The sequence below is a fragment of the Psychroflexus tropicus DSM 15496 genome, assembly GCF_000378765.1.
Classification (GTDB): Bacteria; Bacteroidota; Bacteroidia; order Flavobacteriales; family Flavobacteriaceae; genus Psychroflexus; species Psychroflexus tropicus.
In genome coordinates, this window is the sequence record NZ_KB905343.1 from 828,196 (window position 1) to 855,170 (window position 26,975).

Annotated in this window: 27 protein-coding genes; 14 read left to right on the plus strand and 13 right to left on the minus strand. The window is 35.3% G+C overall.

All coding sequences use genetic code 11. The features are described 5' to 3' along the window. Positions 1–2 precede the first annotated feature (2 nt). The 11 genes from F598_RS0108730 (at position 3) to F598_RS0108780 (ending at position 10,933) form a co-directional block, all read left to right on the plus strand. Positions 3–2,015 (plus strand): hypothetical protein, encoded by a 2,013-nt coding sequence (locus F598_RS0108730; protein WP_019038665.1) that lies wholly within the window; start codon positions 3–5, stop codon positions 2,013–2,015. 12 nt (positions 2,016–2,027) lie between these two features. Beyond that, positions 2,028–2,843 (plus strand): prohibitin family protein, encoded by an 816-nt coding sequence (locus F598_RS0108735; protein WP_019038666.1) that lies wholly within the window; start codon positions 2,028–2,030, stop codon positions 2,841–2,843. 204 nt (positions 2,844–3,047) lie between these two features. Further along, a complete protein-coding gene (hisG, locus tag F598_RS0108740) occupies positions 3,048–3,905 on the plus strand; it encodes an ATP phosphoribosyltransferase (RefSeq protein ID WP_019038667.1) in 858 nt (285 codons plus the stop codon). Then, positions 3,905–5,197: a histidinol dehydrogenase gene (hisD, locus tag F598_RS0108745; RefSeq protein WP_019038668.1), complete on the plus strand. Its 1,293-nt coding sequence runs from the start codon at positions 3,905–3,907 to the stop codon at positions 5,195–5,197. Before hisG ends, hisD begins: the two co-directional genes overlap by 1 nt. 9 nt (positions 5,198–5,206) lie before the next feature. Continuing rightward, the gene (gene hisC, locus F598_RS0108750; protein WP_019038669.1) at positions 5,207–6,247 is read left to right on the plus strand and encodes a histidinol-phosphate transaminase; all 1,041 of its coding nucleotides are present in this window, start codon (positions 5,207–5,209) and stop codon (positions 6,245–6,247) included. Beyond that, a complete protein-coding gene (gene hisB, locus F598_RS0108755; RefSeq protein ID WP_019038670.1) occupies positions 6,244–7,377 on the plus strand; it encodes a bifunctional histidinol-phosphatase/imidazoleglycerol-phosphate dehydratase HisB in 1,134 nt (377 codons plus the stop codon). The genes hisC and hisB overlap by 4 nt, the downstream gene beginning before the upstream one ends. Beyond that, entirely contained in the window at positions 7,378–7,968 is a 591-nt protein-coding gene (gene hisH / locus F598_RS0108760; protein WP_019038671.1) for an imidazole glycerol phosphate synthase subunit HisH, read from the plus strand. It abuts the gene before it with no gap. A 57-nt stretch (positions 7,969–8,025) separates the two neighbouring features. Next, entirely contained in the window at positions 8,026–8,751 is a 726-nt protein-coding gene (gene hisA / locus F598_RS0108765; RefSeq protein ID WP_019038672.1) for a 1-(5-phosphoribosyl)-5-[(5-phosphoribosylamino)methylideneamino]imidazole-4-carboxamide isomerase, read from the plus strand. Between the two features lie 12 nt (positions 8,752–8,763). Further along, positions 8,764–9,519 (plus strand): imidazole glycerol phosphate synthase subunit HisF, encoded by a 756-nt coding sequence (gene hisF / locus F598_RS0108770; RefSeq protein WP_019038673.1) that lies wholly within the window; start codon positions 8,764–8,766, stop codon positions 9,517–9,519. Positions 9,520–9,529: 10 nt separating this feature from the next. Further along, on the plus strand, positions 9,530–10,135 hold the full coding sequence (hisIE, locus tag F598_RS0108775) for a bifunctional phosphoribosyl-AMP cyclohydrolase/phosphoribosyl-ATP diphosphatase HisIE (protein WP_019038674.1): 606 nt from the start codon (positions 9,530–9,532) through the stop codon (positions 10,133–10,135). A gap of 12 nt (positions 10,136–10,147) precedes the next feature. Beyond that, complete coding sequence (locus F598_RS0108780) at positions 10,148–10,933, plus strand: tRNA pseudouridine synthase A (protein ID WP_026302613.1); 786 nt, start codon at positions 10,148–10,150, stop codon at positions 10,931–10,933. On the opposite strand, the gene corA is transcribed toward F598_RS0108780, so the two are convergent. The 11 genes from corA to F598_RS0108835 all read right to left on the minus strand — a co-directional run bounded on the left by corA (position 10,930) and on the right by F598_RS0108835 (position 20,626). Next, a complete protein-coding gene (corA, locus tag F598_RS0108785) occupies positions 10,930–12,039 on the minus strand; it encodes a magnesium/cobalt transporter CorA (RefSeq protein WP_019038676.1) in 1,110 nt (369 codons plus the stop codon). The two genes, F598_RS0108780 and corA, sit on opposite strands and share 4 nt — an antisense overlap. Next, on the minus strand, positions 12,020–12,424 hold the full coding sequence (locus tag F598_RS0108790) for a hypothetical protein (RefSeq protein ID WP_026302614.1): 405 nt from the start codon (positions 12,422–12,424) through the stop codon (positions 12,020–12,022). Before F598_RS0108790 ends, corA begins: the two co-directional genes overlap by 20 nt. A 209-nt stretch (positions 12,425–12,633) precedes the next feature. Next, positions 12,634–13,194 carry a hypothetical protein gene (locus tag F598_RS0108795; RefSeq protein ID WP_019038678.1) on the minus strand — a complete coding sequence of 187 codons (561 nt, stop codon included), beginning with the start codon at positions 13,192–13,194 and terminating at the stop codon, positions 12,634–12,636. Positions 13,195–13,215: 21 nt separating this feature from the next. Continuing rightward, a complete protein-coding gene (locus F598_RS0108800; RefSeq protein WP_019038679.1) occupies positions 13,216–15,627 on the minus strand; it encodes a TonB-dependent receptor in 2,412 nt (803 codons plus the stop codon). A gap of 38 nt (positions 15,628–15,665) precedes the next feature. Then, complete coding sequence (locus F598_RS0108805) at positions 15,666–15,974, minus strand: hypothetical protein (RefSeq protein WP_019038680.1); 309 nt, start codon at positions 15,972–15,974, stop codon at positions 15,666–15,668. Positions 15,975–16,021: 47 nt separating this feature from the next. Then, the gene (locus F598_RS0108810) at positions 16,022–16,345 is read right to left on the minus strand and encodes a DUF6787 family protein (protein WP_019038681.1); all 324 of its coding nucleotides are present in this window, start codon (positions 16,343–16,345) and stop codon (positions 16,022–16,024) included. Positions 16,346–16,364: 19 nt separating this feature from the next. Next, positions 16,365–16,769 (minus strand): DUF6146 family protein, encoded by a 405-nt coding sequence (locus F598_RS0108815; protein WP_019038682.1) that lies wholly within the window; start codon positions 16,767–16,769, stop codon positions 16,365–16,367. 8 nt (positions 16,770–16,777) lie between these two features. After that, positions 16,778–17,551: a septal ring lytic transglycosylase RlpA family protein gene (locus F598_RS0108820; protein ID WP_211209323.1), complete on the minus strand. Its 774-nt coding sequence runs from the start codon at positions 17,549–17,551 to the stop codon at positions 16,778–16,780. A gap of 9 nt (positions 17,552–17,560) precedes the next feature. Next, a complete protein-coding gene (locus F598_RS0108825; RefSeq protein WP_019038684.1) occupies positions 17,561–18,508 on the minus strand; it encodes an NAD(P)-dependent oxidoreductase in 948 nt (315 codons plus the stop codon). 10 nt (positions 18,509–18,518) lie between these two features. Continuing rightward, a complete protein-coding gene (gene serC / locus F598_RS0108830; protein WP_019038685.1) occupies positions 18,519–19,589 on the minus strand; it encodes a 3-phosphoserine/phosphohydroxythreonine transaminase in 1,071 nt (356 codons plus the stop codon). Between the two features lie 5 nt (positions 19,590–19,594). Beyond that, positions 19,595–20,626 carry an acyl-CoA reductase gene (locus F598_RS0108835; protein WP_019038686.1) on the minus strand — a complete coding sequence of 344 codons (1,032 nt, stop codon included), beginning with the start codon at positions 20,624–20,626 and terminating at the stop codon, positions 19,595–19,597. A gap of 61 nt (positions 20,627–20,687) precedes the next feature. Here F598_RS0108835 and F598_RS0108840 point away from each other — a divergent pair, with 61 nt between their 5' ends. The 3 genes from F598_RS0108840 (at position 20,688) to F598_RS0108855 (ending at position 26,141) form a co-directional block, all read left to right on the plus strand. Next, entirely contained in the window at positions 20,688–21,038 is a 351-nt protein-coding gene (locus tag F598_RS0108840) for a 4Fe-4S dicluster domain-containing protein (RefSeq protein ID WP_019038687.1), read from the plus strand. 171 nt (positions 21,039–21,209) lie between these two features. Beyond that, a complete protein-coding gene (locus F598_RS0108845) occupies positions 21,210–23,090 on the plus strand; it encodes a DNA topoisomerase IV subunit B (protein ID WP_019038688.1) in 1,881 nt (626 codons plus the stop codon). A 459-nt stretch (positions 23,091–23,549) separates the two neighbouring features. Continuing rightward, positions 23,550–26,141, plus strand: a complete 2,592-nt coding sequence (locus F598_RS0108855) for a DNA gyrase/topoisomerase IV subunit A (protein ID WP_019038690.1) — start codon at positions 23,550–23,552, stop codon at positions 26,139–26,141. On the opposite strand, the gene F598_RS0108860 is transcribed toward F598_RS0108855, so the two are convergent. Together F598_RS0108860 and F598_RS0108865 are read right to left on the minus strand one after the other, a co-directional pair. Then, entirely contained in the window at positions 26,138–26,506 is a 369-nt protein-coding gene (locus F598_RS0108860; protein WP_019038691.1) for a hypothetical protein, read from the minus strand. The two genes, F598_RS0108855 and F598_RS0108860, sit on opposite strands and share 4 nt — an antisense overlap. Positions 26,507–26,546: 40 nt before the next feature. Then, the gene (locus tag F598_RS0108865) at positions 26,547–26,975 is read right to left on the minus strand and encodes a helix-turn-helix domain-containing protein (protein ID WP_019038692.1); all 429 of its coding nucleotides are present in this window, start codon (positions 26,973–26,975) and stop codon (positions 26,547–26,549) included.

Here is a 26,975-nt window from a genome sequence, read left to right on the forward strand (position 1 = left end):
ATATGACCAATATTTCCATGCTCCTGCTCATTTTATTTGGTGCTTGCGCATTTGGTTTATCTTACCTGTTATATCCAAAATTTTATAAAGACAAAACTCAAAGAATCTTAGCGATTTTTAGATTTTTGTCTTTTTTATGTTTAGGGTTTTTATTGATTAACCCTCAAATTGACACCACTTCTTATAAACTTGAAAAGCCTCGATTAGTTTTTGCTTTTGATGACTCAAAATCGATTGAGAAATTAGCTGAGCCCAATGAAATCAATGGATTTTTAAGTCGCTTGGAGGTAAACGATCAACTCAATGAAGCTTATTCTATAGATTACTTAAAATTTGGAAGTGAAGTGACTTTAGTAGAAGACAAACTATCTTTTACCTCTAAGTCAACAGATATTTCTAAACCTATCGATTACCTGAATACTTTGGAAGAAGAACAAGTAACAACAGTGCTCGTTACCGATGGAAATCAAACGCTTGGAGAAGATTACAATTTAAAGTCATTTAGAACTGGTTTGAATGCTAACATCTTAGTCGTTGGTGATACAACCCGTTATAAGGACACTAAAATAGATATTGTAAATGCTAACAATTATGTCTATTTCAATAACAAATTTCCTCTTGAGATTTTTTCAAGTCAAAACACCAAGACTTCTACCAAACAAAAGCTAACAGTTTCAGAAGCCAATAACACATTGGTATCGAAAATAGTTGAAATACCTGCTGAAGGATCACTGAGAACAAACCTTACAATTCCTGCTGAAACTGTTGGGATTAAGACGATAAAGATAGTGTTAGAACCTATAGCTGAGGAAAAAAACACCAGCAATAATTCCAAAACCATTTCAATAGAGGTGATAGATTCAAGATCTAAAATTTTATTGATTTCAGATCTTATTCATCCTGATATTGGGTTTTTTAATCGGATTTTAGAATCTAGCAAAGATTTAGAGCTGACGATTAAAACTACAGAAGATGATTTTGATAGTTATGAGTATAATCTAATTATCTTATATCAACCTCAAACAACTGCTGAAAGACTTCTACAAGACATAAACAAAAAAGGTCTTAATTCATTTATTATTGGTGGATCCCATACAGACTATAGTTTATTAAACCGTTCTGAACTAGGATTTCAGAAAGAACTGGTGGCTTCCAATGAAGATTATTCCTCATTTTTAAATATTGATTTTAGTTTATTTCAAGTGAATGATTTAGACTTTAATAATTTTCCCCCTTTGGTAGATCAATTTGGAGCTTTAAATCTTACTGATAATTATTCAACTCTTTTAGAGAAAAAAATCAACGGGCTAAAGATAGACACACCTCAGTGGATTTTTAAAACGAGTAACAATCAAAAAACATCAATTTTATTTGGAGAGAATATCTGGAGATGGCGGTCTAGCTATTATCTGGAGCATTCCTCATTTAAAAATTTTGATCAGACTTTTCAAAAAATAATTCAATTTTTAGCGCAATCTAAAACTAAAAATACACTCGTAGTTGATGTTGATCCCCTTATCAATTCTGGTGAGGATAAGAATTTATCGCTTAGTTATTACAATTCAAATTTCGAGAGTGATACCAGGTTTAATTTTGATATAGAACTCTTTAATGAAGATTCAAATACTAGAGAAAACTTGAGACTCATCAAACTGAAAGATGCATACACTTTAAATTTATCTCAGCTAGGACCTGGTAACTATAGTTATAAAATAAGCAGCCAAGATGTAGAGCTTTCAAAAGCAGGTAATTTTCAAGTTCTTGAATATTCAAATGAGTTGCAATTCGAAAATTCCAATCTAAATAAGCTTCAAAAATTGGTTGACATAGAAAATTTGTATCTATTTAAAGATAGAGAGGAGTTTATAGACAATTTAATAGCTAATAAACCTAAACCAATTCAAAAATCTATCAAAAAAACGAAGAGTTTGATCGATATCGAATGGCTTATTTTATTATTAGCCTTAACTTTGAGTATTGAATGGTTTTATAGAAAATATAAAGGCCTAATTTAAATTATAAGTCATATGGAAAGATTACCAAAGTCGATTGTACCTATCATCATCCTTGTTGTGATAGGAATTATTTTTATAGCCAACTCTACGGTTAACATCAATTCTGGTGAGGCCGGTGTTTTATTTAAAAGATTTGGAGGTGGTGTTGTGACAGATGAACCTCCACTTAAAGAAGGGTTTCATATTGTAGCCCCTTGGAATACTGTGTTTGTTTACGAAGTAAGACAGCAGACTATAGATGAGTCTATGCAGGTTCTTTCTTCAAATGGTTTGGACATTAAATTAGATGCCACCATTTGGTTTGAACCAGTCTATGATCAACTAGGATTGCTGCACAAAGAAAGAGGAGAGAAATATATTTCAAGATTGATTCAACCAGCGGTAAGATCAGCAACAAGAACAGTTGTAGGTAGATATAAGCCGGAAGAACTCTATGCCCAAAAAAGAGAGTCGATTCAAAACGAAATGTATGATGAAACGCAACAATTGCTAAAAAATCAATATGTTCAGGTCAATAGAATTTTGGTAAGAGATGTATCTCTACCGCCTACCATCAAACAAGCTATTGAAAGAAAACTAAAGCAAGAGCAGGAATCCCTTGAGTATGAGTTCCGATTAGAAAAGGCTACTAAAGAAAAAAGACGTCAGGAGATTGAAGCTGAAGGTAAAGCCAGAGCGAACGAAATACTAAACGCTTCACTTACAGATAAAATCCTAAAAGAAAAAGGAATACAGGCTACAATTGAATTGTCTAAGTCAGAAAATTCTAAAGTGATAGTTATCGGCTCTGGAGATGAGGGCATGCCAATTATATTGGGCAATAATTAATTTTGTCATAAATACGAAGAAGCTTTAATTAGTATCGTTATTTATTCTAAATTTGCAATGCAATGAAAAATTTAAATCTACATCATCATATCTCTAATACGCTCTAAGCGGTTGGAATGTCATATGTAGAATTTTAAACATATACAAAACCCGTTTGAGCACAGCTTTAACGGGTTTTTTAATTTATAAAACTGAAAATCAAAAATGGAGAAATTAAGAATAGCAATTCAGAAATCAGGTAGACTTCACGACGAGTCTTTAAAAATTTTAAAAGATTGCGGGATATCTGTCAATAACGGAAGAGACCAGTTAAAGGTAGAAGCTTCAAATTTCCCAATTGAAATCTATTACCTTAGAAACGGTGATATTCCACAATATTTAAGAGATGGAATTGCAGATCTAGCCATTGTAGGTGAGAATTTGCTTTACGAAAAAGGAGAAGATCTCGTTGTTCAAAAGCGTTTAGGCTTTTCAAAATGCAAAGTCTCATTGGCAGTTCCGAAGCATTCTGAAGTATCGGGAGTGAAAGACTTGGAGGGGAAACAAATCGCTACATCTTATCCTAATACACTACAAAAATATCTCGATAAACATGAGGTTTCAGCAAATATTCATCTGATTACGGGCTCTGTTGAGATTGCGCCCAACATCGGTCTTGCGGATGCGATTTGCGATATTGTCTCCAGTGGAAGTACACTATTTAAAAATAACCTGAAAGAGTCTGATGTAATTTTGAAAAGTGAAGCCATCCTGGCTAGTTCTCCTTCTCTAACGGCTCAAAAACAGGAATTACTTGATAAATTATTGTTTAGAATTGATGCCGTTTTAAAAGCAGAAAACACTAAGTATGTTCTTTTAAATGCTCCTAATGACAAGCTTGATGAAATTATAAAAATTTTACCTGGTATGAAAAGTCCTACTGTTATGCCACTGGCAGAGAGTAACTGGAGCTCAGTACATACAGTGATTCAACAAGAAAAATTCTGGGACATTATAGATGAGTTAAAGTTTGCTGGTGCAGAAAGTATACTTGTAAGTCCAATTGAAAAAATGATACTCTAATGAACACAATAAAATATCCAAAACAAGAAGACTGGAGTGAGTTATTGAAAAGGCCTACTCGTACTTTCAAAGACATTGAAACCACTGTAGACGATATTTTCAAGAATATTCAACAAAGCGGTGATGATGCCGTGTTAAGGTATACTAGTATGTTTGATGGCGTAGACCTTAAAAATTTGGTGGTACGTCCTCAGGAAATTGAGTCTGCTAAAGGTCTGGTGTCAGAAGAGTTGAAGTCTGCTATACAATTAGCAAAAGCTAATATCCAAAAATTTCATGAAGCTCAACAAACTGAGCCAGTTAAGGTTGAAACGCAACCAGGAGTTACGTGCTGGCAGGCCAAAAAGCCAATCCAAAAAGTAGGACTTTATATACCAGGGGGAACTGCACCATTATTTTCTTCTATATTAATGCTTGCAGTGCCTGCAAAAATCGCAGGCTGTAGCGAAATCGTATTATGTACGCCTCCGGATAAAGAGGGTAATTTAAATCCTGTTACCTTATATACCGCTCAACTTTGTGGTATTGATAAAATCATAAAAGCAGGAGGAATACAGGCTATTGGAGCCATGACCTTTGGAACAGCATCGGTGCCTAAAGTTTATAAGATTTTTGGACCTGGTAATCAGTATGTTACGGTAGCTAAGCAAGTAGCTACTACTTTTGATGTAGCCATAGACATGCCAGCTGGTCCTTCAGAACTATTGGTTGTAGCCGATGAAAGTTCTAATCCAGAATTTGTGGCTTCAGATCTACTAAGTCAGGCAGAACACGGATTCGATTCACAAGTGGTTTTGGTTTCAACAGACGAAGCAACCATAGATAAGGTCAAACAGGCTATTCAACGCCAGTTAGGGGATCTCCCTAGAAAAGCAATGGCTTCTCAGGCTATAGATAATTCTAAGTTTGTGTTAGTCAAAGATCAAGCTTCAGCTCTTGAGTTAATTGATTTTTATGGTCCAGAACACTTCATTATTTCGACTACAAACGATGATTATTTTGTTAAGAATATCAATAACGCGGGATCGGTATTTATTGGAAAATATACCCCAGAAAGCGCAGGAGATTATGCCTCTGGAACCAATCATACTTTACCTACCAATGGATATGCGAAACAGTATAGTGGAGTGAATTTAGATAGCTTCAATAAAGCGATCACCTATCAAAAAATTACAGAAGAGGGCATCCAACATATTGGTGAAGCTGTAGAACTTATGGCAGAAGCAGAGGGTCTACAGGCTCATAAATACGCTATGACTCTTAGAAGAAATGAGGTTGATAAGAATAAATGATCTAGTAACATGACCATAGATAATTTAATACGCAAAAATATTAAAAAGATGTCTGCTTACTCCTCTGCCAGAGATGAGTTTAATGCAGATGAGTCTAATTACCTTTTTTTGGATGCTAACGAGAATCCATTCGACTCTGATTATAATCGGTATCCAGATCCTTACCAGCATCAGCTAAAAGATGCCATATCTAAAATAAAACAGATTCCAAAAGAAAATATTCTTTTAGGCAATGGGAGTGATGAAGTTTTAGATTTAATTTTCAGGGCTTTCTGTGAACCACGTGAAGATGAAATCATTAGTATGCCACCTACCTATGGGATGTACGACGTGCTAGCTAATTTGAACGATATTAAATCCGTAAAAGTTCCTTTAAAAAAAGGATTCCAAATAGATACAGAAGCTGTAAAAGCTAGTATAACTTCCAATACCAAATTGATTTTCATTTGTTCACCCAATAATCCTTCTGGAAACCTCTTACAAATCAATAATATTAAGTCTATTTTAGATGAATTTGATGGTCTTATTGTCATTGATGAAGCTTATATTGATTTTGCGACCAACAGCTCTTTCATTTCAGAATTGAATGATTTTCCAAATTTAATTATCACACAGACGTTTTCTAAAGCCTTAGCTCACGCCGGTATTAGAGTAGGAATGTGTTTTGCCAGCGAACGGATTATTTCAGTTCTCAATAAGATCAAACCGCCGTATAACATCAATCAGCTAAGTCAAAAAAAGGCTTTAGAAGTGGTTCAGAATTATGAAACGTATTTGTTTCAGGTAGAAATCATTAAATCTGAACGTGAATTGCTTTCCAAGGAATTGAAAAACATCAAATGGATTCATCATATACATCCTTCAGAGTCGAATTTCCTGCTTTGTGAGGTAGATAATGCCAATTATAGATATGAACAGCTATTGTCCCGTAAAGTAGTGGTTAGAAACAGAACAAATCAGCATCTTTGTGAAAATTGCCTAAGATTTACAGTCGGAACACCAGAACAAAATCAAAAACTTCTACACACCATAAAGCAAATCGATTCATGAAAAAAGTTTTATTTATAGATAGAGATGGCACACTCATTAAAGAGCCTGCTGATGAGCAAATCGATGCGTTTGAAAAGCTGGAATTTTATCCTGGGGCTTTCACTTACATGGCTAAAATCGCTTCAGAACTCGATTATGAGTTAGTTATGATCACCAATCAGGATGGACTAGGGACAAAGGTTTATCCCGAGAATACCTTTTGGCCTGTCCAAAACTTTATCATAAAAGCCTTTCAAAATGAAGGAGTTCACTTTGATGAAGTATTTATTGATAAGACTTTCCCAGAAGATAATGCACCCACTCGCAAGCCTAAAACAGGTCTTTTAACCAAATATTTTGAAGAGAAATATGATTTGGCAAACTCCTTTGTTATCGGTGATAGGATGACCGATGTAGAGTTAGCCAAAAATCTTGGAGGTCGCGGCATATTTATCGATAACAATACCAATTTGGGTGAGGGTGAGACCGAGAATTCTGATACTGAATTAGAATCTTTTATCGGGATTAGAACCACTTCCTGGAAGGAAATTTATGAGTTCTTAAAAACAGAAAGAAGAACCGCAAGCTTAAAGCGAACTACTAAAGAAACCGACATTGATATAAAGATCAATCTTGATGGGACAGGAAAAAGTAAAGTTTCAACTGGAATTCATTTTTTCGATCATATGATAGATCAGATTGCAAGGCATGGACACATTGATATTGAACTTACCGCTAAAGGAGATCTGGAAGTAGATGAACATCATACTATAGAGGATGTTGCTATTGTCTTAGGGGAAGTTTTTGCTAAAGCACTTGGAAATAAATTAGGTATCGAACGTTATGGGTTTTGTTTGCCAATGGACGATAGTATGGCTCAGGTGGCCATCGATTTTGGTGGAAGAAATTGGTTGGTTTGGGATGCTACTTTTAATAGAGAAAAAATTGGTGAAATGCCTACAGAAATGTTCATGCATTTTTTTAAATCTTTTACCGATGGTGCCAAATGTAATTTGAACATTAAGGCTGAAGGTGAAAATGAACACCATAAAATCGAGGCCATATTTAAAGCTTTTGCCAAGGCGATCAAAATGGCCGTGAAGCGCGATCCTGAAAAAATGATTTTACCCAGCACAAAAGGACAGTTATAAATGAAAATAGCCATTATAGATTACGGAGCTGGTAATGTAAAGAGCATTGAATTTGCCTTACAGAGATTAGGTTATGAGTCAGTGCTTACCAGTGATTCAGAACAAATTAAAACAGCAGACCGCGTTATATTCCCTGGAGTAGGTGAAGCTAGTAGCGCGATGAAAATGCTTGAGAGTACAGGACTAGACAAAGTAATTCCAGAATTAAAAACTCCTGTCTTAGGAATATGTCTGGGGATGCAGTTGATGTGTAAATATTGTGTAGAAGGGGATACTCAAGGCCTTAGCATATTTGATGCTGAAGTCATTAAATTCGATACTCAACTTAAAGTTCCTCAGGTAGGATGGAATACCATCTTCGACCTAAAATCCAACTTGTTTAAAGGAATAGAAAACCATTCTTACATGTATTTGGTTCATAGCTATTATGTTCCAGAGCATCAACACAGCATAGCAACCTCAGAATATGATTTAAATTATTGCGTGGCTTTAAACAGAGACAATTTTTATGGAGTTCAATTTCACCCAGAAAAAAGTGGAAAAGTGGGAGAACGTGTACTAAAGAATTTTTTAGTGAATTGTAGACAGTAATGAATTGAAAATATATAGTCAACATTAATTTACAATTAAAGACAGTAAACAGATCATATGAGAATAATACCAGCTATAGACATAATTGACGGACAATGTGTTCGGCTATCCAAAGGAGATTATAAAACCAAGAAAGTATATAACGAAAACCCGTTAGAAGTTGCTAAAGCTTTTGAAGGAAGCGGCATTGAATATTTACATTTAGTAGATTTAGATGGTGCGAAATCAAAACACATTGTCAATCATAAGATTTTGGAATCTATCGCCAGTAAAACAAATCTTAAAATCGACTTTGGAGGTGGTTTAAAATCTGATAAAGATCTACAGATAGCTTTTGAATGTGGCGCTCAGCAAATCACAGGAGGAAGTATTGCGGTTAATGATCGTGATTTGTTTTTAGGTTGGTTGTCTAAATTTGGTTCCAAAAAAATTATTCTTGGTGCAGATGCTAAAGATGGAAAAATAGCGACTTCTGGCTGGGAAAAATCTTCAGACCTCAATATTGAGGATTTTATTGAAGAATATGTAAGCGAGGGGATTGAATATGTGATTTCAACAGATATATCAAAAGACGGTATGCTACAGGGACCGTCTGTGAAATTGTATGAATCTATTCTAGACAACAATAAAAAGCTAAACCTGATCGCTTCAGGTGGTATATCTAACCTTCAAGATTTAGAAGATGTTTACCAGATAGGCTGTGAAGGCGTTATAATTGGTAAAGCGATTTATGAAAATAGAATAAGTCTAAAAGAACTCGAGCACTTTATTTTTGATCATTAAAAACAAACAAAATTGCTAACAAAACGAATTATTCCATGTTTGGATATCAAGAACGGAAGAACCGTAAAAGGGATTAATTTTCTGGAGCTAAGAGATGCGGGAGATCCCGTTGAATTGGCTAAAATCTACGCTGAAAACTATGCCGATGAATTGGTTTTTCTTGATATTTCTGCAACCGAAGAGCGTAGAAAAACTCTTGCTAAATTAGTAGAAAACATTGCAAAACATATCAATATTCCGTTCACCGTTGGAGGCGGAATTTCATCGGTGGAAGATGTTGCTTTGCTTTTGAAATCTGGAGCAGACAAAGTCTCCATCAATTCTGCTGCAGTAAAGCGTCCAGAGCTTATCTCTGAAGTAGCTAAACGATTTGGTTCACAATGTGTGGTTGTGGCTATTGATGCCAAGCAAATAAATGGACAGTGGAAAGTACATTTGGTTGGTGGAAAACAACCTACCGAAATCGATTTGTTTAAATGGGCTAAAGAGGTCCAGGAGCTTGGTGCTGGTGAAATTTTATTTACCTCCATGGATCACGATGGTACAAAAGCAGGCTTCGCTAATGATACACTGTCTAAGTTATCTGATGCGCTACATATTCCTATCATTGCCTCAGGGGGTGCTGGGAATATTCAGCATTTTGAAGATACTTTTAAAATAGGTAAGGCTGATGCTGCTTTAGCAGCCAGTGTATTTCATTTTAAGGAAATTGAAATTCCAGATCTCAAATCAGAATTAAAATCAAAAGGTATTTCAATCAGAATTTAAAAATAAAGCTATGACTATAGATTTCAATAAAAATAAAGATGGCCTGGTTCCCGCCATCATTCAGGATGCAAATACAAAACAAGTGTTGATGCTTGGTTATATGAATGAAGAAGCATATCAAAAAACTTTAGACACTCGACTGGTAACATTTTTTAGTCGAAGTAAGAACAGATTGTGGACTAAAGGAGAAGAAAGCGGAAATACTTTAGATCTAGTAGATATAAAAGTAGATTGTGATCATGATACTTTACTCGTTTATGCTCATCCTAACGGTCCCACCTGCCATAAAGGAACAGATACCTGCTGGAGCGAGAAAAACGAACCAAGCTTTGGGTTTATTTCAAGCTTAGAACACACCATACATCAACGTAAAACTGAAGCAAATTCAGAAAAAAGCTACGTAGCCAGCTTATTTGAAAAAGGAGTTAATAAAATTGCTCAAAAAGTAGGAGAGGAGGCTGTGGAAGTTGTAATCGAAGCCAAGGACAATAATGATGATTTGTTCCTCAATGAAAGTGCAGATTTGTTATTTCATTACCTGATACTTCTTCAGCAAAAGGGATTTCAACTTAAAGATATCGTAAAGGTTCTAGAAAACAGAGATAAGTCGAAATAACCCAAAAAGAATATGCAGTACAGGCGGTTTTATTATCTGATTAAACTTCAGTATTTGGGCTTTCGATACCATGGCTGGCAGAAGCAACCCGATGTCATTACCGTTGAACATATGCTGAATAAAACTCTGAATTATGTACTGGAAGGTAAACGCTTTAAAGTTATCGCTGCTGGTAGAACAGACGCGATGGTTTCTGTGAATCAAACCTATGCTGAGTTATTTATCTATGAAGATGAATTAGAGCTAGATGAGTTTTTTGAACTCTTCAATAAAAATCTACCACAAGATATCCGATGTCTAGGTATTGAAGAAACCACTGCTGACTTCAACATTATCCAGCATCCGAAGTTGAAAGAATACCTCTATTTTTTCTGTATCAAAGAAAAAATGCATCCTTTTTGTGCTCCTTTTATGGTCAATCTTCAAGAAGATTTGGACATTGAACTCATGAAGGAAGGGGCAAAGCTCTTTGAAGGAGAGCACGACTTTTATTCCTTTGCCTTTAGGTCGAATCCAGAAACTAAAACTATCGGGACCATTAACACCTGTGAACTTACCGAAAACGATATGTATACCGCTAACTTTTTCCCTGAAGTTAGTTATGTGCTCAAAGTCACAGGTGAGGGGTTCAAACGGCAGCAAATTCGACTAATGATGGGCGCTTTAATAGATTTAGGCCGACATAAGATAAACTTAAAAGATCTTGAACAAATAATCGATGGTCGAAATAAAATTAAACTGGAACATATTGCTCAAGCTTCAGGTTTAATTTTAAACTCAGTTAATCTCAAATCTTAAAACCATTTCTTTTTTCTGAAATAGTAGATTAACCCTAGGGTAAGAATAAGCATTAGTCCCAAGACATAGAAATAAGCAGATTCAAAACCGAGTTCAGGCATATACTCGAAGTTCATCCCGTAAATTCCAGCTATAAAAGTAAGGGGTATAAAGATCGTGGACATGATGGTAAGTACCTTCATGACTTCATTCATCTTATTGCTGAGACTACTCATATACATGTCCATCAAGCCCCAGACAATTTCTCTATAAATATCCACATTTTCAGTGACTTGTAGAATATGATCATATAAGTCGGCGATATAAGCTTTAGTAGATTTATCATACAATTCATGCTTAGAGATTTGCAACTTTCTAATGAGTTCTTTTGCAGGAAATACAGCCTTTCTAAGACTTAAAATCTCCCGCTTAAGCAATTGAATTTCTGTCGTTGAAGCATTATGGGCATCTGTGAGGATGCGGTCTTCAAGATTCTCGGTTTTTTCTTCAATGGTTTCAGTGACATTATAATAATGATCAACCACAGCATCTATCAACGCGTAAAAGAGATAATCTGTACCTCTCATACGAATTCTACCCACCTTGTTGTGGATGCGCTCCCTTATCGAATTGAAAATGGAGTCCTGTGATTGTTGAAAAGAAATGATATAAGAGTTATTAAATACAATGCCAAAATGATTTTTGATCAATAATCCGTCGTTATTATGAAAAATCATTTTAAGTGCTATAAATACATAGTCGTCAAACTCATCTAGCTTAGGACGCTGTTTCGTATTTGCAATATCTTCAAGAATAAGTGGATGTATATCCAGAGAGGTACCTAATTCAGCAAGTTTTTCAACATTGTGAACACCAACAAAATTAATCCAATGTTTAAATTCTGATTCGTGATTTACCAGCTCCACCACTTTACTTACAGAACAGTTGTTATGATAAATAACTTTTTCCTCATTATAACTTATAACATTGATGACTGTTTCTTCTGTAGTTTCTTCACCAACGTATGTGATTTTCCCGGGAATCTGATTCTGAATGGGCTTTCGCTTTATCTTAAAAGCTTTGGGGTAATGAAGATGTTTTAGGTTTTTACGCACTGTGTTTTTCAAAATATTGTAATTGGCTTTGCAAGCGTTCTTTGGTTAAATTGATGATACGTTTATTTAGTTCTGAAGAATTTTCACTGTAAAATTGATATTCATCTAAAGTGAAATGACCCATAAAGACACCTCTTATAAGGTTTTTAAATTTTGAATCTTTTTTGACCGTATTCTCAATATATCTCAGTTTATCTTCAGTACCAAGTTTGTGGTAAGCGTTTTTATATCGAACGATATAATTTTCAAACATGGATAGAATAAGGTCATTTTGAAATTTAGCAATGCGCCTTAAAGTTGAATTTTGAAAAGATTCAAAACTCAGTGTTAACTCACCTACCTTAGCCTTTGCTACTTCTGGTCTGATTTTGAGTAGCTTTTCATCTCGTTCTGTCATAATCAAAGTTTTTACTAAAGTAATCATTCTTAATTGAAGTCACTTAGTATTAAATTCGATAGTTTTGTATAAAAAAAGCTGTCCCACTTATGTTGAAGACTATTTGAAGGATTATTTCTTGCGCAGAACTTTAAATATCAAGCAAACATTAAGGACAGCCTTTTTTTAATGCTGAAGTTGCTTTTTTGCTAGGCTACAATCATTTGAGTTTATTCTACCGTTACATCAAAAGTATATTGAATATCGGTTTCTCCACCAACACTTTCATCTAGTATACCATCGCTTCCCGCTTCTTTATCACCTTCGTGAATCAATGCAAAAGTGAGGTTTCCTATACTAGTCTCTCCAGTTTCAAGACTGAATTCTACACCTAATGGATTACCATTGGCGTCGGAGTCTAAATATTCAGTTGAGACATCTAGGCCAGATCCTATTATAAAAAACACCTGGTGTTCTTCATCCTCTTCGATGACTTCTTCTGTAATATCTTCTACAGGTTCTTCGTTTTCATTCAAAAACTCCATTCTGCCTGTATAACTTGTATTAGCATCTAGTGTGCTTGTGGTCACCACAGGATCTGTAACACCTCCATCTAAGTTAGTAAGACTAAAGGCTTCGAATTCTTGCCCTCCTTCTGGAGTTAGGTAAACATTCATGGTAGTAATCTCTTCTTCTTCGTTAATCACTTCAACGACGTCATCATCGTCTGAACAGGCACTAAAAAGTAGCGTCGCTACAAGACTTAAGCTTAATAATTTGATTGTTTTCATTGTGTTGAATTTTAAATTGAGTTAATAATTGAGTTTTAATTGTAACATAGCATTGGTGCCAACTTCATCGGCATAAAATCGTAAAGCGTTGAGATAGCTTCGGTATGAGGTATTAAAAATATTGTTCACTAATATGTTTACACTGAGTTTTTTTTCTCCCCACTGGAAAATCATTCCGCTTTTGAGGTTGAGTAAATGGTAGGCTGGTGGGGGCGTGCTAATATCTAGTAATTCATCTTCAAAGTCTCCCGTAGTTCTGTTGATAATTCTTACCTCAAAATTATTATCTGGAAATCGGTTCTGTTCAGTGATAAGTTGACTGTTTAAAGACAAGAAAAAGTTATTCCACTCATTTTTTTTATAAGTGAGTGTATTAGAAATATTAAAAGGTGGCATATTGATGATTGGTAAATCTTGTTCCAGATCCTGTCCGTTCACATAAGCTAAATTGGAAACCAAATCAAAATTTTCATAGGCATAACTTAAGGATGCATCTATACCAAACAACCTGGAATCGCTCTGTCTATATTGCCAGACGGGAAATGCTCCTCTTATGGTTGTATCTGTCCCACTAGGTTCCAAGATGATAAAGTCATTCACATAATTGTAATAGGGTTGAATGTTAAATCCAAAATTATTGATAGACCCACTTAGTTCAGCACCAATTTTAAAAGATTGCTCAGAATCGATTTGCAGCTCTCCCAATTCTATTCTAGCCAGACTATGATGCAAACCATCACTGAATAACTCAGAAGGATTTGGAGCTCTGCTTGCTGTGCTAAAATTCGTAGTTAATTGCCAACTATTATTAAAAGTATGCGTCGCGCCAAGAGTTGCTGATACGTTATGAAAATCAAAACTTGGAGTTGTGAAAATTTGACCATTTTCTATGCGACCTGTTTCAAATTGAGGAAATAGCTCATCATAATTTAATTGTTCCCAACGAGATTCAAAATAGAATTTTTCAGCATCGATACTGCTAAAATCATAACGTATACCAGCATCAAGTATCCATTTTCTATCCAAGGTGTACTCTGTTGTCGCAAAAGCACCCAACGAATACATATCGTAATCTGGAATTAATCTCCGAACACCGGTTTCTGGATTTGGAAAATTGGTTTGTGCGTTGAGTTCTACTCCAAATTCAGAGTCAAAATTATCTAATGCTGTCCATTCTAGTTGAGCAAGTAGAGTATGAGTCTTTAAATTCATATCCATAGCGGCTTGATTTCTAAGTTCACCTCGTCGAACATCGAATTCTTTCCTATCATTATTTTGAAAAGAATACTGAAGTGTTGCCTCTCCAATGTTTTCCAGTTTTTTGAAAGCGTTTAACTTAAAGATTTGATGTGTCACCTCTTGTTTTGGGCTTGTTAAAGAATAAGTAAAGTCATCAATCCTAAAGGGTTCTTGTCTGTTGATCGATAATACTAAGTCGGTTATATTTCCAATGTGAGATGCTCTTAGAATCCCTACTTCAGTATCGGTAAGTTTGTAACTGAAATCAATACCGTAATCGATTTTATTAAGTCCAATACCTAGACTGATATTATTCTCGCGTTGACCAGTGTTGGACAAAATATAATCGGGTGCTTCAAAATCGCCAAGGCGTTTTAGACTTCCCTGTATTCTGTAATTGAAACCATTCAAATTGGCCTTGATTAAACTAGTGGCTATCGTTCCACCGCGTCCATTGGTCGCTCCTGTGAGAATGGTTTTACCCATCAGGGTATCTTTTAAGGGTGCTTTTTGAGGTTCTATAACAATGGTTCCTCCTATAGCATCGCCACCATATTTCAAAGCTGACGCGCCTTTGATAACTGTGATATTGGCAGCAGAGTTAATGTCCACATTGGGAGCATGATCTTCTCCCCATTGTTGATCGTGTAATCTTACATTATCATTGATTATCAATACTCTGGAGCTATGTAAGCCGTTAATGATAGGCTTTACAATAGAATTACCTGTATTTAGAGAAGAAACCCCACCAAGTGTTTTTAAGGCGTCACCAATTGAAGCATTGCTAAAGGTTTCAAGATCTTCAACTTTCAATTGTTGGGTAATACTTGAATTAAGTTCTTCTTGATATAATTTCCCTTTTAGTAGAACCTCATTCAATTCTTCTAAATGGTGCTCTAATTTAAAATCTAATTCTGTATCCTCTTTCAGTATAATGGTCTTGGATTCGGATTCACAAAAAGGATGTGTCACTTTTATGGTAAGTTCTCCGCGACATAATTCAGTGAGTTCATATCTACCATTGTCATCGGTGTAAGCCACCGTATTAGTCCCTTCAATAGAAATAACAGCACCTTGTAAAGAGGTATTATCATGAAGATCTATAACTTGTCCTGAGATAGACAAATCACAGGTTTGAGCAAACGAAAAAAATGAAATAAATAAAAAATAGAAAAGAGTAAACCCCTTAGACATAAATAAATTTTTAAACTAGGTTAAAGTAAATTTTGACTTTAGACTAATTTAAAAGGCGGAGGTTTATTGAAATATTGACCAGAATTTAAATTTAAGACTGGAGCTGATATTAAATTAAAGGTAGTATGTTCTCTAAAAACAGAGGTTAACTGAGATTGTTCTATAAAAGTAGACTCCCCTACAACGAATACATCATGATTTGAAATCGTGAACTCATCGCAGGTATCACAAACTTCGATGGAATTCAAATCGTCATCAAACAAATGGCTTAATGCATGAGCATTTACGACTGTAGTCGTAATGATCATGAATAGAACTAAGCTTATGATCTGTTTAATATTCAACATCAAAATTTTTACGAATGTAGCATTTTTTATAAAATTTCAAACTATTTTTAATGTTCTTGAAAAAGAAATCCTAAACCTAACCTTTTAAGCATCTTTTTTTCAAACGCCCAAAAGAATTTATGTTGTCCAAACACAGTACCAATTAAGACTAGTAGTATTTGATAAATAGGAAAAATCAATAAAATTCTTAGCGTATAATAAAAAAAACCTCCAAAGAAATGTTCAGGAAAAGCTTCTCTAGAAAGCTCAAGGAAAACTAAAACAGGTTTTGCCAGATAAGCAGATAGAGAGCCAGTGATGGCAAATACAATAAAAATGATAACCAATTGAAAGTTGGATTGAATGTCCCAGCGTTCTTTTAATTTCTTCATTTTGCAAAATTACAAAAGCTTATCTCAATCGTTGCCTATATTTCTGCTGAAAATAAAGGAAATAATTATAAAGTAAGTAGTTGACTTCATAACCGTAATCCACATCGAATTCATAATTAATCTGTTGTGGATATAAGTCTGGTCCAAATTGTGAAGGATTATTAGCTCTAATATTATAATTAGTCACAAATATTCTATTTCTCTGCTCCAGGAAGGTTTGACCATAGTATCCTCTAGGTCGCTGCGTGGCTATCCAAGCATTGAATCCAGGCTCTAAAATAATGATCTCGTATTCCAGACTGTCATTTGCAATACGAACTGTATCATTTTCAGTCTCAGAACTCATTGTACTTTCCGAACCTTGTTTTTGTACTGAACAACTCGCGATGGTTATCAAAAAAAGTAAAGGCAATATATATTTCATACTTAAAGTTACTGTTTTACTGTCATATCCACAATAAAAGAATCCGGGTATTTATCCAGATTTCTTGACTTGAAATTTTCTGCAGCTCTCCTGCTATTAAACTGACCTAGAATTACAGTGTAAACCTTGGTTTCATTTATAGTTTTAATTTGAATTAAAACCTCACTCTTATAACTTATCTTTAGGCGATTGGCAAGTCTTAACAAATTATCACTTTCCTGAAAACTCGCAATCTGAACTCCAAAATAATCAGGCTGAATCTCATCTACAGTAAGTTCATAAAACTCTCTTTCTTCTAAAGAACTAGAGTTAGTCTTTTCAAAATTTTCTGAAGTACTTTTTTGAACCCTTGAATTTTTTTCTGCTACTTGAGGCTTTTCCTTTTCAGTCACAGAAGGTGACACATATTCAGCTTCATCAGATTTTATGGTTACGTTGTTATCCAACACTTGTATCTGGACATTGGTCACGCCACTTTCTATCACTCCTAAGGACTGAGCAACAGACCTTGACAAATCTATAATTCGGCCCCTTATAAAAGGTCCACGATCGTTTATGGTTACCAGGGCAGTTCTATTATTACTTAAATTGGTAACTTTTACTTTAGTCCCGAAAGGTAATTTTCGATGTGCGGCGGTAGCTAAATTATGCCTGTAGATTTCACCACTAGCCGTGGGTCTACCCTCAAACTTATCGGCATAAAATGATGCTTTACCAGTCTGTGTTTGAGCTAAAATTAGCTGACTTAAAATGAGACCAATTCCAAGGATAAGAGTTTTCATGTTTTTCATTTAATAAAGGGATAAAATTTGTGAACTTAATTCTTCAGCAATACGATCCTGCGTTTCTTGAGTAGCTCCACTCAAATTGGGTGTGAGAGATAGTTTAGGATACATCATTAATTGAATAGGAGGCTGGGGCTGGTCTTCAAAGACATCTAAAGCTCCAAAAGCCAACTCGTTGTTTTCAAGTTGTTTTACCAAAGCTACTTCATCTAAAGCTTTATGATATGATGTATTGATGATTCCTGCTGTAGGCTTCATCATCTGTAATTCTTCCTGGCCTATGACATAAGAATCAGACTGAGATATATGAAGACTTATTGCATCACAGGTAGATAGAACATCCTCTAAAGAAGATCCTTTCAAATTAAATACGACCTGTTGTTCATCTGGAAAATTTAAGGTTAACTTCAAGGAATCCACTTCTGGATCATAAAATTTGATCTGCATACCTAAAGCCATAGCTTTTTTAGCGACATCTTGACCAATCTTTCCAAATCCAATAATTCCTAGGGTCTTACCTTTTAGTTCGAGTCCTCCTGAGAAAGATTTTTGCAGTTGCTTAAACTTATGATCTCCTTCCAGAGGCATTTCTCTGTTAGCATCTTTAAGATGCCTCATGCAGCTCAAAAGATGAGCTATAACAAGTTCTGCGATACTGTTGGTCCAGGCATCATTGGCGTTCAAAACCTTTATATTTTGCTCTTTGGCAGCATTTTCAGAAATGTGTTCGGCATTTTTATCGCAGTTACCGATAAATTTCAAGGTCTTCAACTCAGAGATTAGACTCCTATCCAGGGGCGTAGTAGCTTTTACTAGCAAGCCTTCAATTTCATTCGCGTTGATATATGTTGAAATCTGATTTTTGGCTATGTTTTTTATGATCACTTCATGTCCTGCATTTTCTAATAGTTGAATACCAACTTCAGAAAATCCGTCTGTTGCTAAAATCTTCATTTATTAATGTTTAAATAGTTTGTTCGAAATGCCTCATTACCTCTATAAGTACCTTAACGCTTTCTTCACCTAATGCATTGTACATGGATGCTCTATATCCACCTACACTGCGATGACCGTTTAAGCCGTTTATATTGGCAGACACCCATAAGTTGTCGAATCTCTTCTTTAATTCAGGGTCTTTAAGCCTAAAAGTGGCGTTCATCATCGAACGATCTTCTTTTGCAGTAAAGCCCTCAAATAACGGGTTCCTGTCAATTTCATTATAGATCAAACTGGCCTTCTTTCTATTTCGCTTTTCCATGGAAGCGACTCCTCCGTTTCTCGAAAGCCATTCCAAGGTCAACATAGACACGTATACAGAGAAAACCGGAGGAGTATTAAACATGCTTTTTCTTTCAATAAACAGTTTATAATTCAGCATCGAAGGTATTGCTCGGGTTACTTTACCTAAGATTTCCTCTTTAATAACCACCAAAGTAGCTCCTGCTGGCCCCATATTTTTTTGAGCTCCGGCATAAATTAAACCAAATTGAGAGTAATCTATTTCTCTAGAAAAAATATCACTACTCATATCACATACCAAAGGGGTATCCTTCGGATTAGGGAAGGTGGTCATTTGGGTTCCAAATATGGTGTTATTACTTGTGTAATGCAGATAATCCAAATCATTTGGAATCTCAAACGACCTGGGAATGTAATTATAATTTTGAGATCTGGAGCTTTCGACAACAATCACCTCTCCAAACTGCTTTGCTTCCTTTATGGCATTAGCAGACCAGGTTCCCGTGTCTAGATATCCAGCTTTATGTTCTAATAAATTATAGGCTGTCATCAAAAACTGCATGCTAGCCCCGCCTTGTAAAAACAAAGCTTTATATCCCTTATTTTTCAATCCTAGATGCTCAAGGGCTAGTTCTCTAGCTTTTTCCATTACCTCTATAAAAGCCTTACTCCTGTGGGAAATTTCTAGAATAGACAATCCAGAGCCATCTAAATCAACTACAGACTGCGAAGCTTTTTCAAAAACTTCTAAAGGGAGTATGCAGGGTCCAGCACTAAAATTATGAGGTCTTTCCATTAATTTTATTGAATTAAAAATTTGAGTGTATCAACGCCATCCGCATAATCGGTCAACGACGGATGTTGCGTTTTTCCAAACTCAACTCCACTTAATTTATGTTGTCCAACTACGCATTGAATATTTTCTTGTTCTTCATGTAATCTATGCTTCAAATGCTCATCACTACTATAGGTCTCAAAAAACAGGGTGCCAATAGGAGAGGAGAAGCCAGAGTCTTTTTTGAGCAGCAAAAAGGCATTATCTAACAATTTGACTGAACTCATCAAGTAAACAGCTTTATTATAGTCATAATTGTTAGCATATTTATGATGATTAATCACTTCTTTATATTTATACATAGCTTCGAAAAAGGAATCGAAATTATAATCTTCTGGAACAAATAACTTGGAAACATTTCTGCATCCAAGTCCGAAATATTGAAAAATATCTTCACCTAAAGCCTCAAGCTGCGATTTAGATTCATTTCCATGAAGTACAGCTACTGAATTTCTGTTTTTTCTTATGATGTGAGGCTTATCCTTAAAGTAATATTCAAAATACCTCGCAGTATTATTACTACCGGTAGCAATTACCATATCAAAATCTGGAAGTCTATCTTTAGTAAAGTTAATTTTAGAAGCAAATTCTGGTTCAATATTTATCAATTCTTCGGCTAGAAAAGGAATAAGTAGACAGTCATTAGACGACAACTTACCAATAAAAAAATGACCCGAGATAAGTACAGATAAAAAATCATGAAATCCTACTAAAGGAATGTTACCTGCCATAACTACCGCTACTTTTTTTGGAGCTTCTAAAGCGCTGGGATAAGAGTTTAACCAGCTAGTAAGATTCCGCTTTGTTAGTGTTTCGGACCATGCCTTCAGTGCGTTGTTGACATAACCAGGAGTGAACCAGGCATTTTGAAGCTCGGCCTTTCTTACGACATTAGTCAATTTTTGTGAAAAATTAGAGTCCGAATCTGGAGAAACTATGTAATTTTGTATTGAATATCCAAGTTTTGAAAAGGCATCTATTCTGGTATCTAAAGTCATATGTTTGGTTACCTGATATAACGTTGCTATTTTTGAACAAACTTACATAAATATTACTCAAATGGCTATTAAAATAACAGACGAATGTATCAATTGCGGTGCCTGTGAGCCCGAATGTCCTAATACTGCCATCTATGAAGGAGCAGACGATTGGAGATATGCAGACGGAACAGATCTTGAAGGTGATATAGTACTTCCAGATGGTAAAGAAGCCAATGCGGAAGAAGCTCAAGAACCTATAAGTGATGAGCTTTATTATATTGTTGCAGATAAGTGTACCGAGTGTATGGGATTTCATGAAGAACCCCAATGTGCAGCGGTTTGTCCAGTAGATTGTTGTGTGCCGGATGAAGAGCATGAAGAAACTGAAGAAGAGCTTTTAGGAAAACAATCTTTCATGCACAAGGAATAAGCCTGAAATAGTCCTATAATTCATAAACCTCTAGTATTCAGAACCTAGAGGTTTTTTAATGCTTGAAATTTATTTTAGAGTCCCGACTTTTTCAATTTCAAATGCATTTAAATATAAATCTGGATTTTGATTTTAAAGAAATCGTAGTATATTTCGGTGTTCAGAAAAATTATGGCAAAAGAAACAAAGTACACAGAAGACAACATTAAATCACTTGACTGGAAGCAGCATATTCGTATGCGACCGGGAATGTATATCGGTAAACTTGGAGACGGTTCTGGCGCAGATGATGGAGTCTATATCCTCCTAAAAGAAGTTTTGGATAATTCAATTGATGAATTTGTAATGGGTTCTGGTAAAACCATCGAAGTTTCAATTCAGAACTCCAAAGTCATTGTAAGAGATTATGGACGTGGGATTCCATTGGGTAAGGTCGTTGATGTAGTTTCTAAAATGAATACTGGAGGTAAATACGATACAAATGCCTTCAAAAAGTCTGTTGGCTTAAACGGAGTAGGAACCAAGGCAGTAAACGCACTATCTAGCTATTTTAGAGTAGAATCTACTCGAGATGGAAAATCGGTCTCTGCTGAATTTGAGCAGGGTAACTTAGTCAATAAAGAAGAACTCGATGAAACCTCAAGGCGAAGAGGAACCAAAGTTACTTTCATACCAGATGAAGTTATTTTTAAAAAATATGGTTTCAGAAATGAGTATATCGAAAAAATGCTCAAGAATTATGTCTACTTAAACCCAGGACTCACCATAATTTTTAACGGTGAAAAATTTTATTCTGAAGACGGGTTAAAAGATCTATTAAGTGACAGAATTCGAGAAGAAGATCGGTTATTTCCTATAATTCACCTCAGAGGAAATGATATCGAGGTTGCCATAACCTTTAGCAAAGCCCAATATTCTGAAGAATACCATTCGTTTGTAAATGGACAAAACACAACTCAGGGAGGAACGCATCAATCAGCTTTTAGGGAGGCCATTGTAAAAACAGTGAGAGAATTCTATAAAAAGAACTTCGAGCCTAGCGACATCAGGAAATCGATTGTCTCTGCTATAAGTATCAAAGTGATGGAACCGGTGTTTGAAAGTCAGACCAAAACCAAACTCGGCTCTACCGATATGGGTGGGGATCTGCCAACCGTAAGAACTTACATTTTGGACTTTCTCAAGCAGAAACTAGACAATTACCTTCATAAAAACAATGAGACGGCAGAGCAGCTTCATAAAAAAATCCTTAGAGCAGAAAAGGAACGAAAAGACTTGTCTGGAATACGTAAGCTGGCAAAAGACAGGGCCAAAAAGGCGAGCCTTCACAATAAGAAGTTAAGAGATTGTCGCATTCATCTAGAGGATACTAAAAAGGAGGGCTACTTAGAAACCACCTTGTTTATTACAGAGGGTGATTCTGCTAGTGGAAGTATTACCAAATCAAGAGATGTCAATACACAAGCCGTATTTAGCCTTAAAGGAAAGCCTTTAAATTCTTATGGATTGAGCAAGAAAATTGTCTATGAGAACGAAGAATTCAACCTGCTTCAGGCTGCTTTAAATATTGAGGACTCTCTAGAAGACCTAAGATATAATAACATCGTCATCGCTACCGATGCAGATGTTGACGGAATGCATATTCGACTTTTAATCATTACCTTTTTCCTTCAATTCTTTCCAGAGCTGATCAAAGAAGGTCATCTATATATTTTACAAACTCCACTTTTTAGAGTTCGTGATAAAAAAGAAACTTTTTATTGTTACTCTGAGACAGAGAAAAGGGAGGCTATAAAAAAGTTGAGAGGTAAGCCAGAGATTACAAGGTTTAAAGGACTAGGTGAAATATCGCCAGATGAATTTAAAAATTTCATAGGTGATGATATACGTCTGGATCCCGTAATGCTTGATAAGTACAAGAGCATTCCTGAAATTTTAGAATTTTATATGGGCAAAAATACTCCCGACCGACAGAACTTTATCATAGATAATTTAAAAGTCGAAGTTGACCTTGTTAAAGAAATCGAAGAAGAAATTCATGAGGTTAAGTAATCACAGACTTGTTAAATTTATACCAGGTGTATATTACTTTTCGGTGATATTTCTTCTCCTTGTAGTGTTTTTAAATCATCAACTTGGCTCTCAGCTATTCCCCTCAGATAAATACTTCTATACTGCAATCGTTTTAATAGGATTGTGGCTTATTTACATTTACTTTGCAGGTAAATATTTTGAATATGATAGTGAGGGTACTTTGGTTTCGTTCTTAAATAGAGGTGCAATTTTATCTGAATTCATCAATTATAGGACTAAGCTATTTGAAATAAAAAAAGAAAAAATAGAAACATATAAAATTTATAACTTACTGTTCTATAGACGTTTAAAAATATATTACTCAAGTAAACATTCAGGCTCCAGTATCAATGTTAACATCAGTATGCTGAGTCCAAAACAAACTCGATTTTTAAAACTATCTCTGAATAAAATTATTGAAAAAAACAATTCCAGCGCATGAGTGACGATTTAGATTTACCTTCAGATTCTCAAGAAGAATTTAATCCAATGTCTAAAGATGAATCCATTAAAGTTACTGGTATGTTTCAAGACTGGTTCCTGGATTATGCATCTTATGTGATTCTAGAAAGGGCAGTTCCCGCTATAGAAGACGGTTTCAAACCTGTTCATCGGCGCATCCTTCACTCGATGAAAGATTTGGACGATGGCCGTTACACCAAAGTGGCTAATATCGTTGGACATACCATGCAATATCACCCCCATGGCGACGCGAGTATTGGAGATGCCATAGTTCAGCTAGGTCAGAAGGATATTTTAATAGACACTCAAGGGAATTGGGGAAATATTCTTACTGGAGACAGTGCTGCAGCTTCAAGATATATAGAGGCTCGTTTATCAAAATTTGCTTTAGATGTAGTATTCAATCCAAAAACTACAGCATGGCAAATATCCTACGATGGCAGAAAGCAAGAACCAGTGAATCTTCCTGTGAAGTTTCCAATGGTACTGGCTCAGGGCGCAGAAGGTATTGCTGTGGGATTGAGCACGAAAATTCTACCACATAATTTTATTGAACTTATTGAGGCTTCTATCAAGCACTTACAAGGAAAGCGATTTAGTATATTTCCTGATTTTGCTACCGGAGGAATTGTAGATGTTTCAAATTATAATGATGGCTTAAGAGGAGGCAAGCTAAGAGTAAGAGCTAATATTGAGATCAAGGACAAGAATCTGCTTGTCATCAATGAAATTCCCTACACCACCAATACATCATCGCTTATTGACTCAATTTTGAAAGCGAATGAAAAAGGTAAAATTAAAATTAAAAAGATCGAGGATAACACCTCTTCAGAAGTTGAAATTTTAATTCATTTACCAAATAATATTTCTCCGGACAAAACCATAGATGCTCTATTTGCTTTCACAAATTGTGAGGTTTCTATTTCACCACTTAGCTGTGTGATTATTAATGATAAACCTCATTTCTTGGGCGTTTCAGAATTACTTAGAAGAAGTACAGATAATACCGTTAGACTCCTTAAAACGGAATTAGAAATAAAACTTGGTGAATTACAGGAACAATGGCATTTTGCGTCCCTGGAAAAGATTTTCATTGAAAAACGGATCTACCGTGACATCGAGGAAGAAGAGACCTGGGATGGTGTTATTCAGGCCATAGATAAAGGATTGAAGCCCCATATAAAGCATCTCAAACGGGAAATAACAAGAGAGGATATTACCCGTCTTACGGAGATCAAAATCAAAAGAATATCAAAGTTTGATTTAGACAAAGCAGAACAAAAAATACAAGCTCTTGAAGAGGATATAGAAAAGGTGAAGTACGACCTTGAACATTTAATTGAGTATTCAATCAATTATTTTAAGGGCCTTAAAAGCAAATATGGAGCTGGAAAGGAGAGGAAGACCAAAATACAATTGTTTGAAGATATTGAAGCTACAAAAGTGGTCATTCGAAACACAAAACTTTATGTGAACAGAAGCGAAGGTTTTGTAGGTACTTCAATGAAAAAAGAAGAATACGTAACTGATTGCAGTGATATCGATAATATAATTTGTTTTACTGAGGATGGGACTATGATGGTGACTAAGGTAGATCACAAGACCTTTATCGGGAAAAACATCATTTACGTCGGCATCTTCAAGAAAAAAGATAAAAGAACTATTTATAATTTGATATACAGAGATGGTAAGTCAGGTTATAATTATATGAAACGCTTTGCAGTGACTTCTATTACAAGAGATAGAGCATATAGTGTTGGTAAAGACAAACCTGGTACGAAGGTGCTTTATTTCTCTTGCAATCCTAATGGAGAGGCAGAGCTTGTTACCGTATTTTTAAGACAAAAAAAAGGTTTAAAACGCTTAAAATTTGATATCGATTTTTCAGATTTAGCCATAAAAGGCAGAGGAGTGAAGGGAAATCTTGTTTCTAAAATGCCAATAAAGAGCGTTGAACTAAAAGAAGAAGGGGTGTCTACCTTAAAACCCCGTAAAATATGGTTTGATGAAACGGTAAGAAGACTAAATGTTGATGAACGCGGTGAGCTACTTGGAGCGTTTAAGGGTGAGGACCGACTTTTGATCGTAAGACAGAATGGTTTGGTCAAAACAATTGTTCCAGAATTGACCACACGATTTGAAAATGATGTTATTGTATTAGAAAAATGGAACCCAAATAAACCACTTTCTGTTATTTATTGGGAAGGTGAAAAAGAAAGGTATTATGTCAAGCGGTTTTTAATCGAACAACCAGATAAGGAGGAACTTATTATTACAGACCATCCAAACTCTCAACTCGAAGTAGTTTCAACAGATTATCTACCAAGAGTGGAAATTGAATTTAAAAAGGCAAGAGGGAAGGAGCGAAAAGAAAACGAAACTATTCATTTAGAAGAATTCATTGCAGTGAAAGGCATAAAAGCTCAGGGAAATCAATTAACCCCTGAAAATGTAAAGCAAATCGATGTGTTAGACTCACTGCCCTACGAAGAGAATAATAATGATGATGTGGAAGAGGAAGAGCAAGAGGATAAATCTACAAACCAGCAGTCTTCATTGTTCGATTAATCTATTTTTACAACTCTGCCTTTCTGCTTTTCTGTTTTACCTACAATATTATACTCAAAAGTGTAGGAATTACCTGAAGTGGAAAGAATTTTCATATGAATAGGCTGTCTTTCAGCTCTATTCTTTGGGTTTAAGGATTTTAAGACGTACTCGCAGTCATTGATCCAACGAATGGAGGCAGAGTCTTTTTTATTATTATAAATTTCAACTTCTACCGAATCATTTCTTATAAAAATAGTCTTAACCAAGTCACCATCTAAGTAGGTTTCAAATTCGAAGCGTCCAGTTTTAAATTTTTTACAATTACGCTCAGGATTATAGCAAGAAACAAAAGCAAGACAAAGTAGAATTAAGAGATAACGCATTATTTTTTTTTACAAAAATAAATCAATTTAAGTGTCTTGCTTAGGTTTTATCAGTATTTTGGTAAGCTTCAAAACTTCCATCTGTATAAAACACAATAACCTTGCTGATGTGCTTAGAAGCTGAATTCTGATCTTTCTGTAGACCTTCAGCAAATAAGCTATCTTGAGGAGCTTTTTTAGCCTCCATAGATTCATTTAAGGGCTTTTCTAATGCATTACTACTTTCACTGAATTGAGTAGGTGAGGGAGGAAAGTTTCCTTTACCATTTAATAACCAATATAGCTCAACATCCTCAAAAGCAGAAACAACCTTCATTACAAAATCCAAACTTGGTTTATTCCTTCCTGAAAGTATATGAGATACAGAAGCTCTTCCTACATCGATTTTATCTGCAAATGAAGAAGCAGACAAGTCGTAGTGATCGAATATTTTTTTCAGTCGAGCGGAGAATTCAGTGCTGTTTATCAT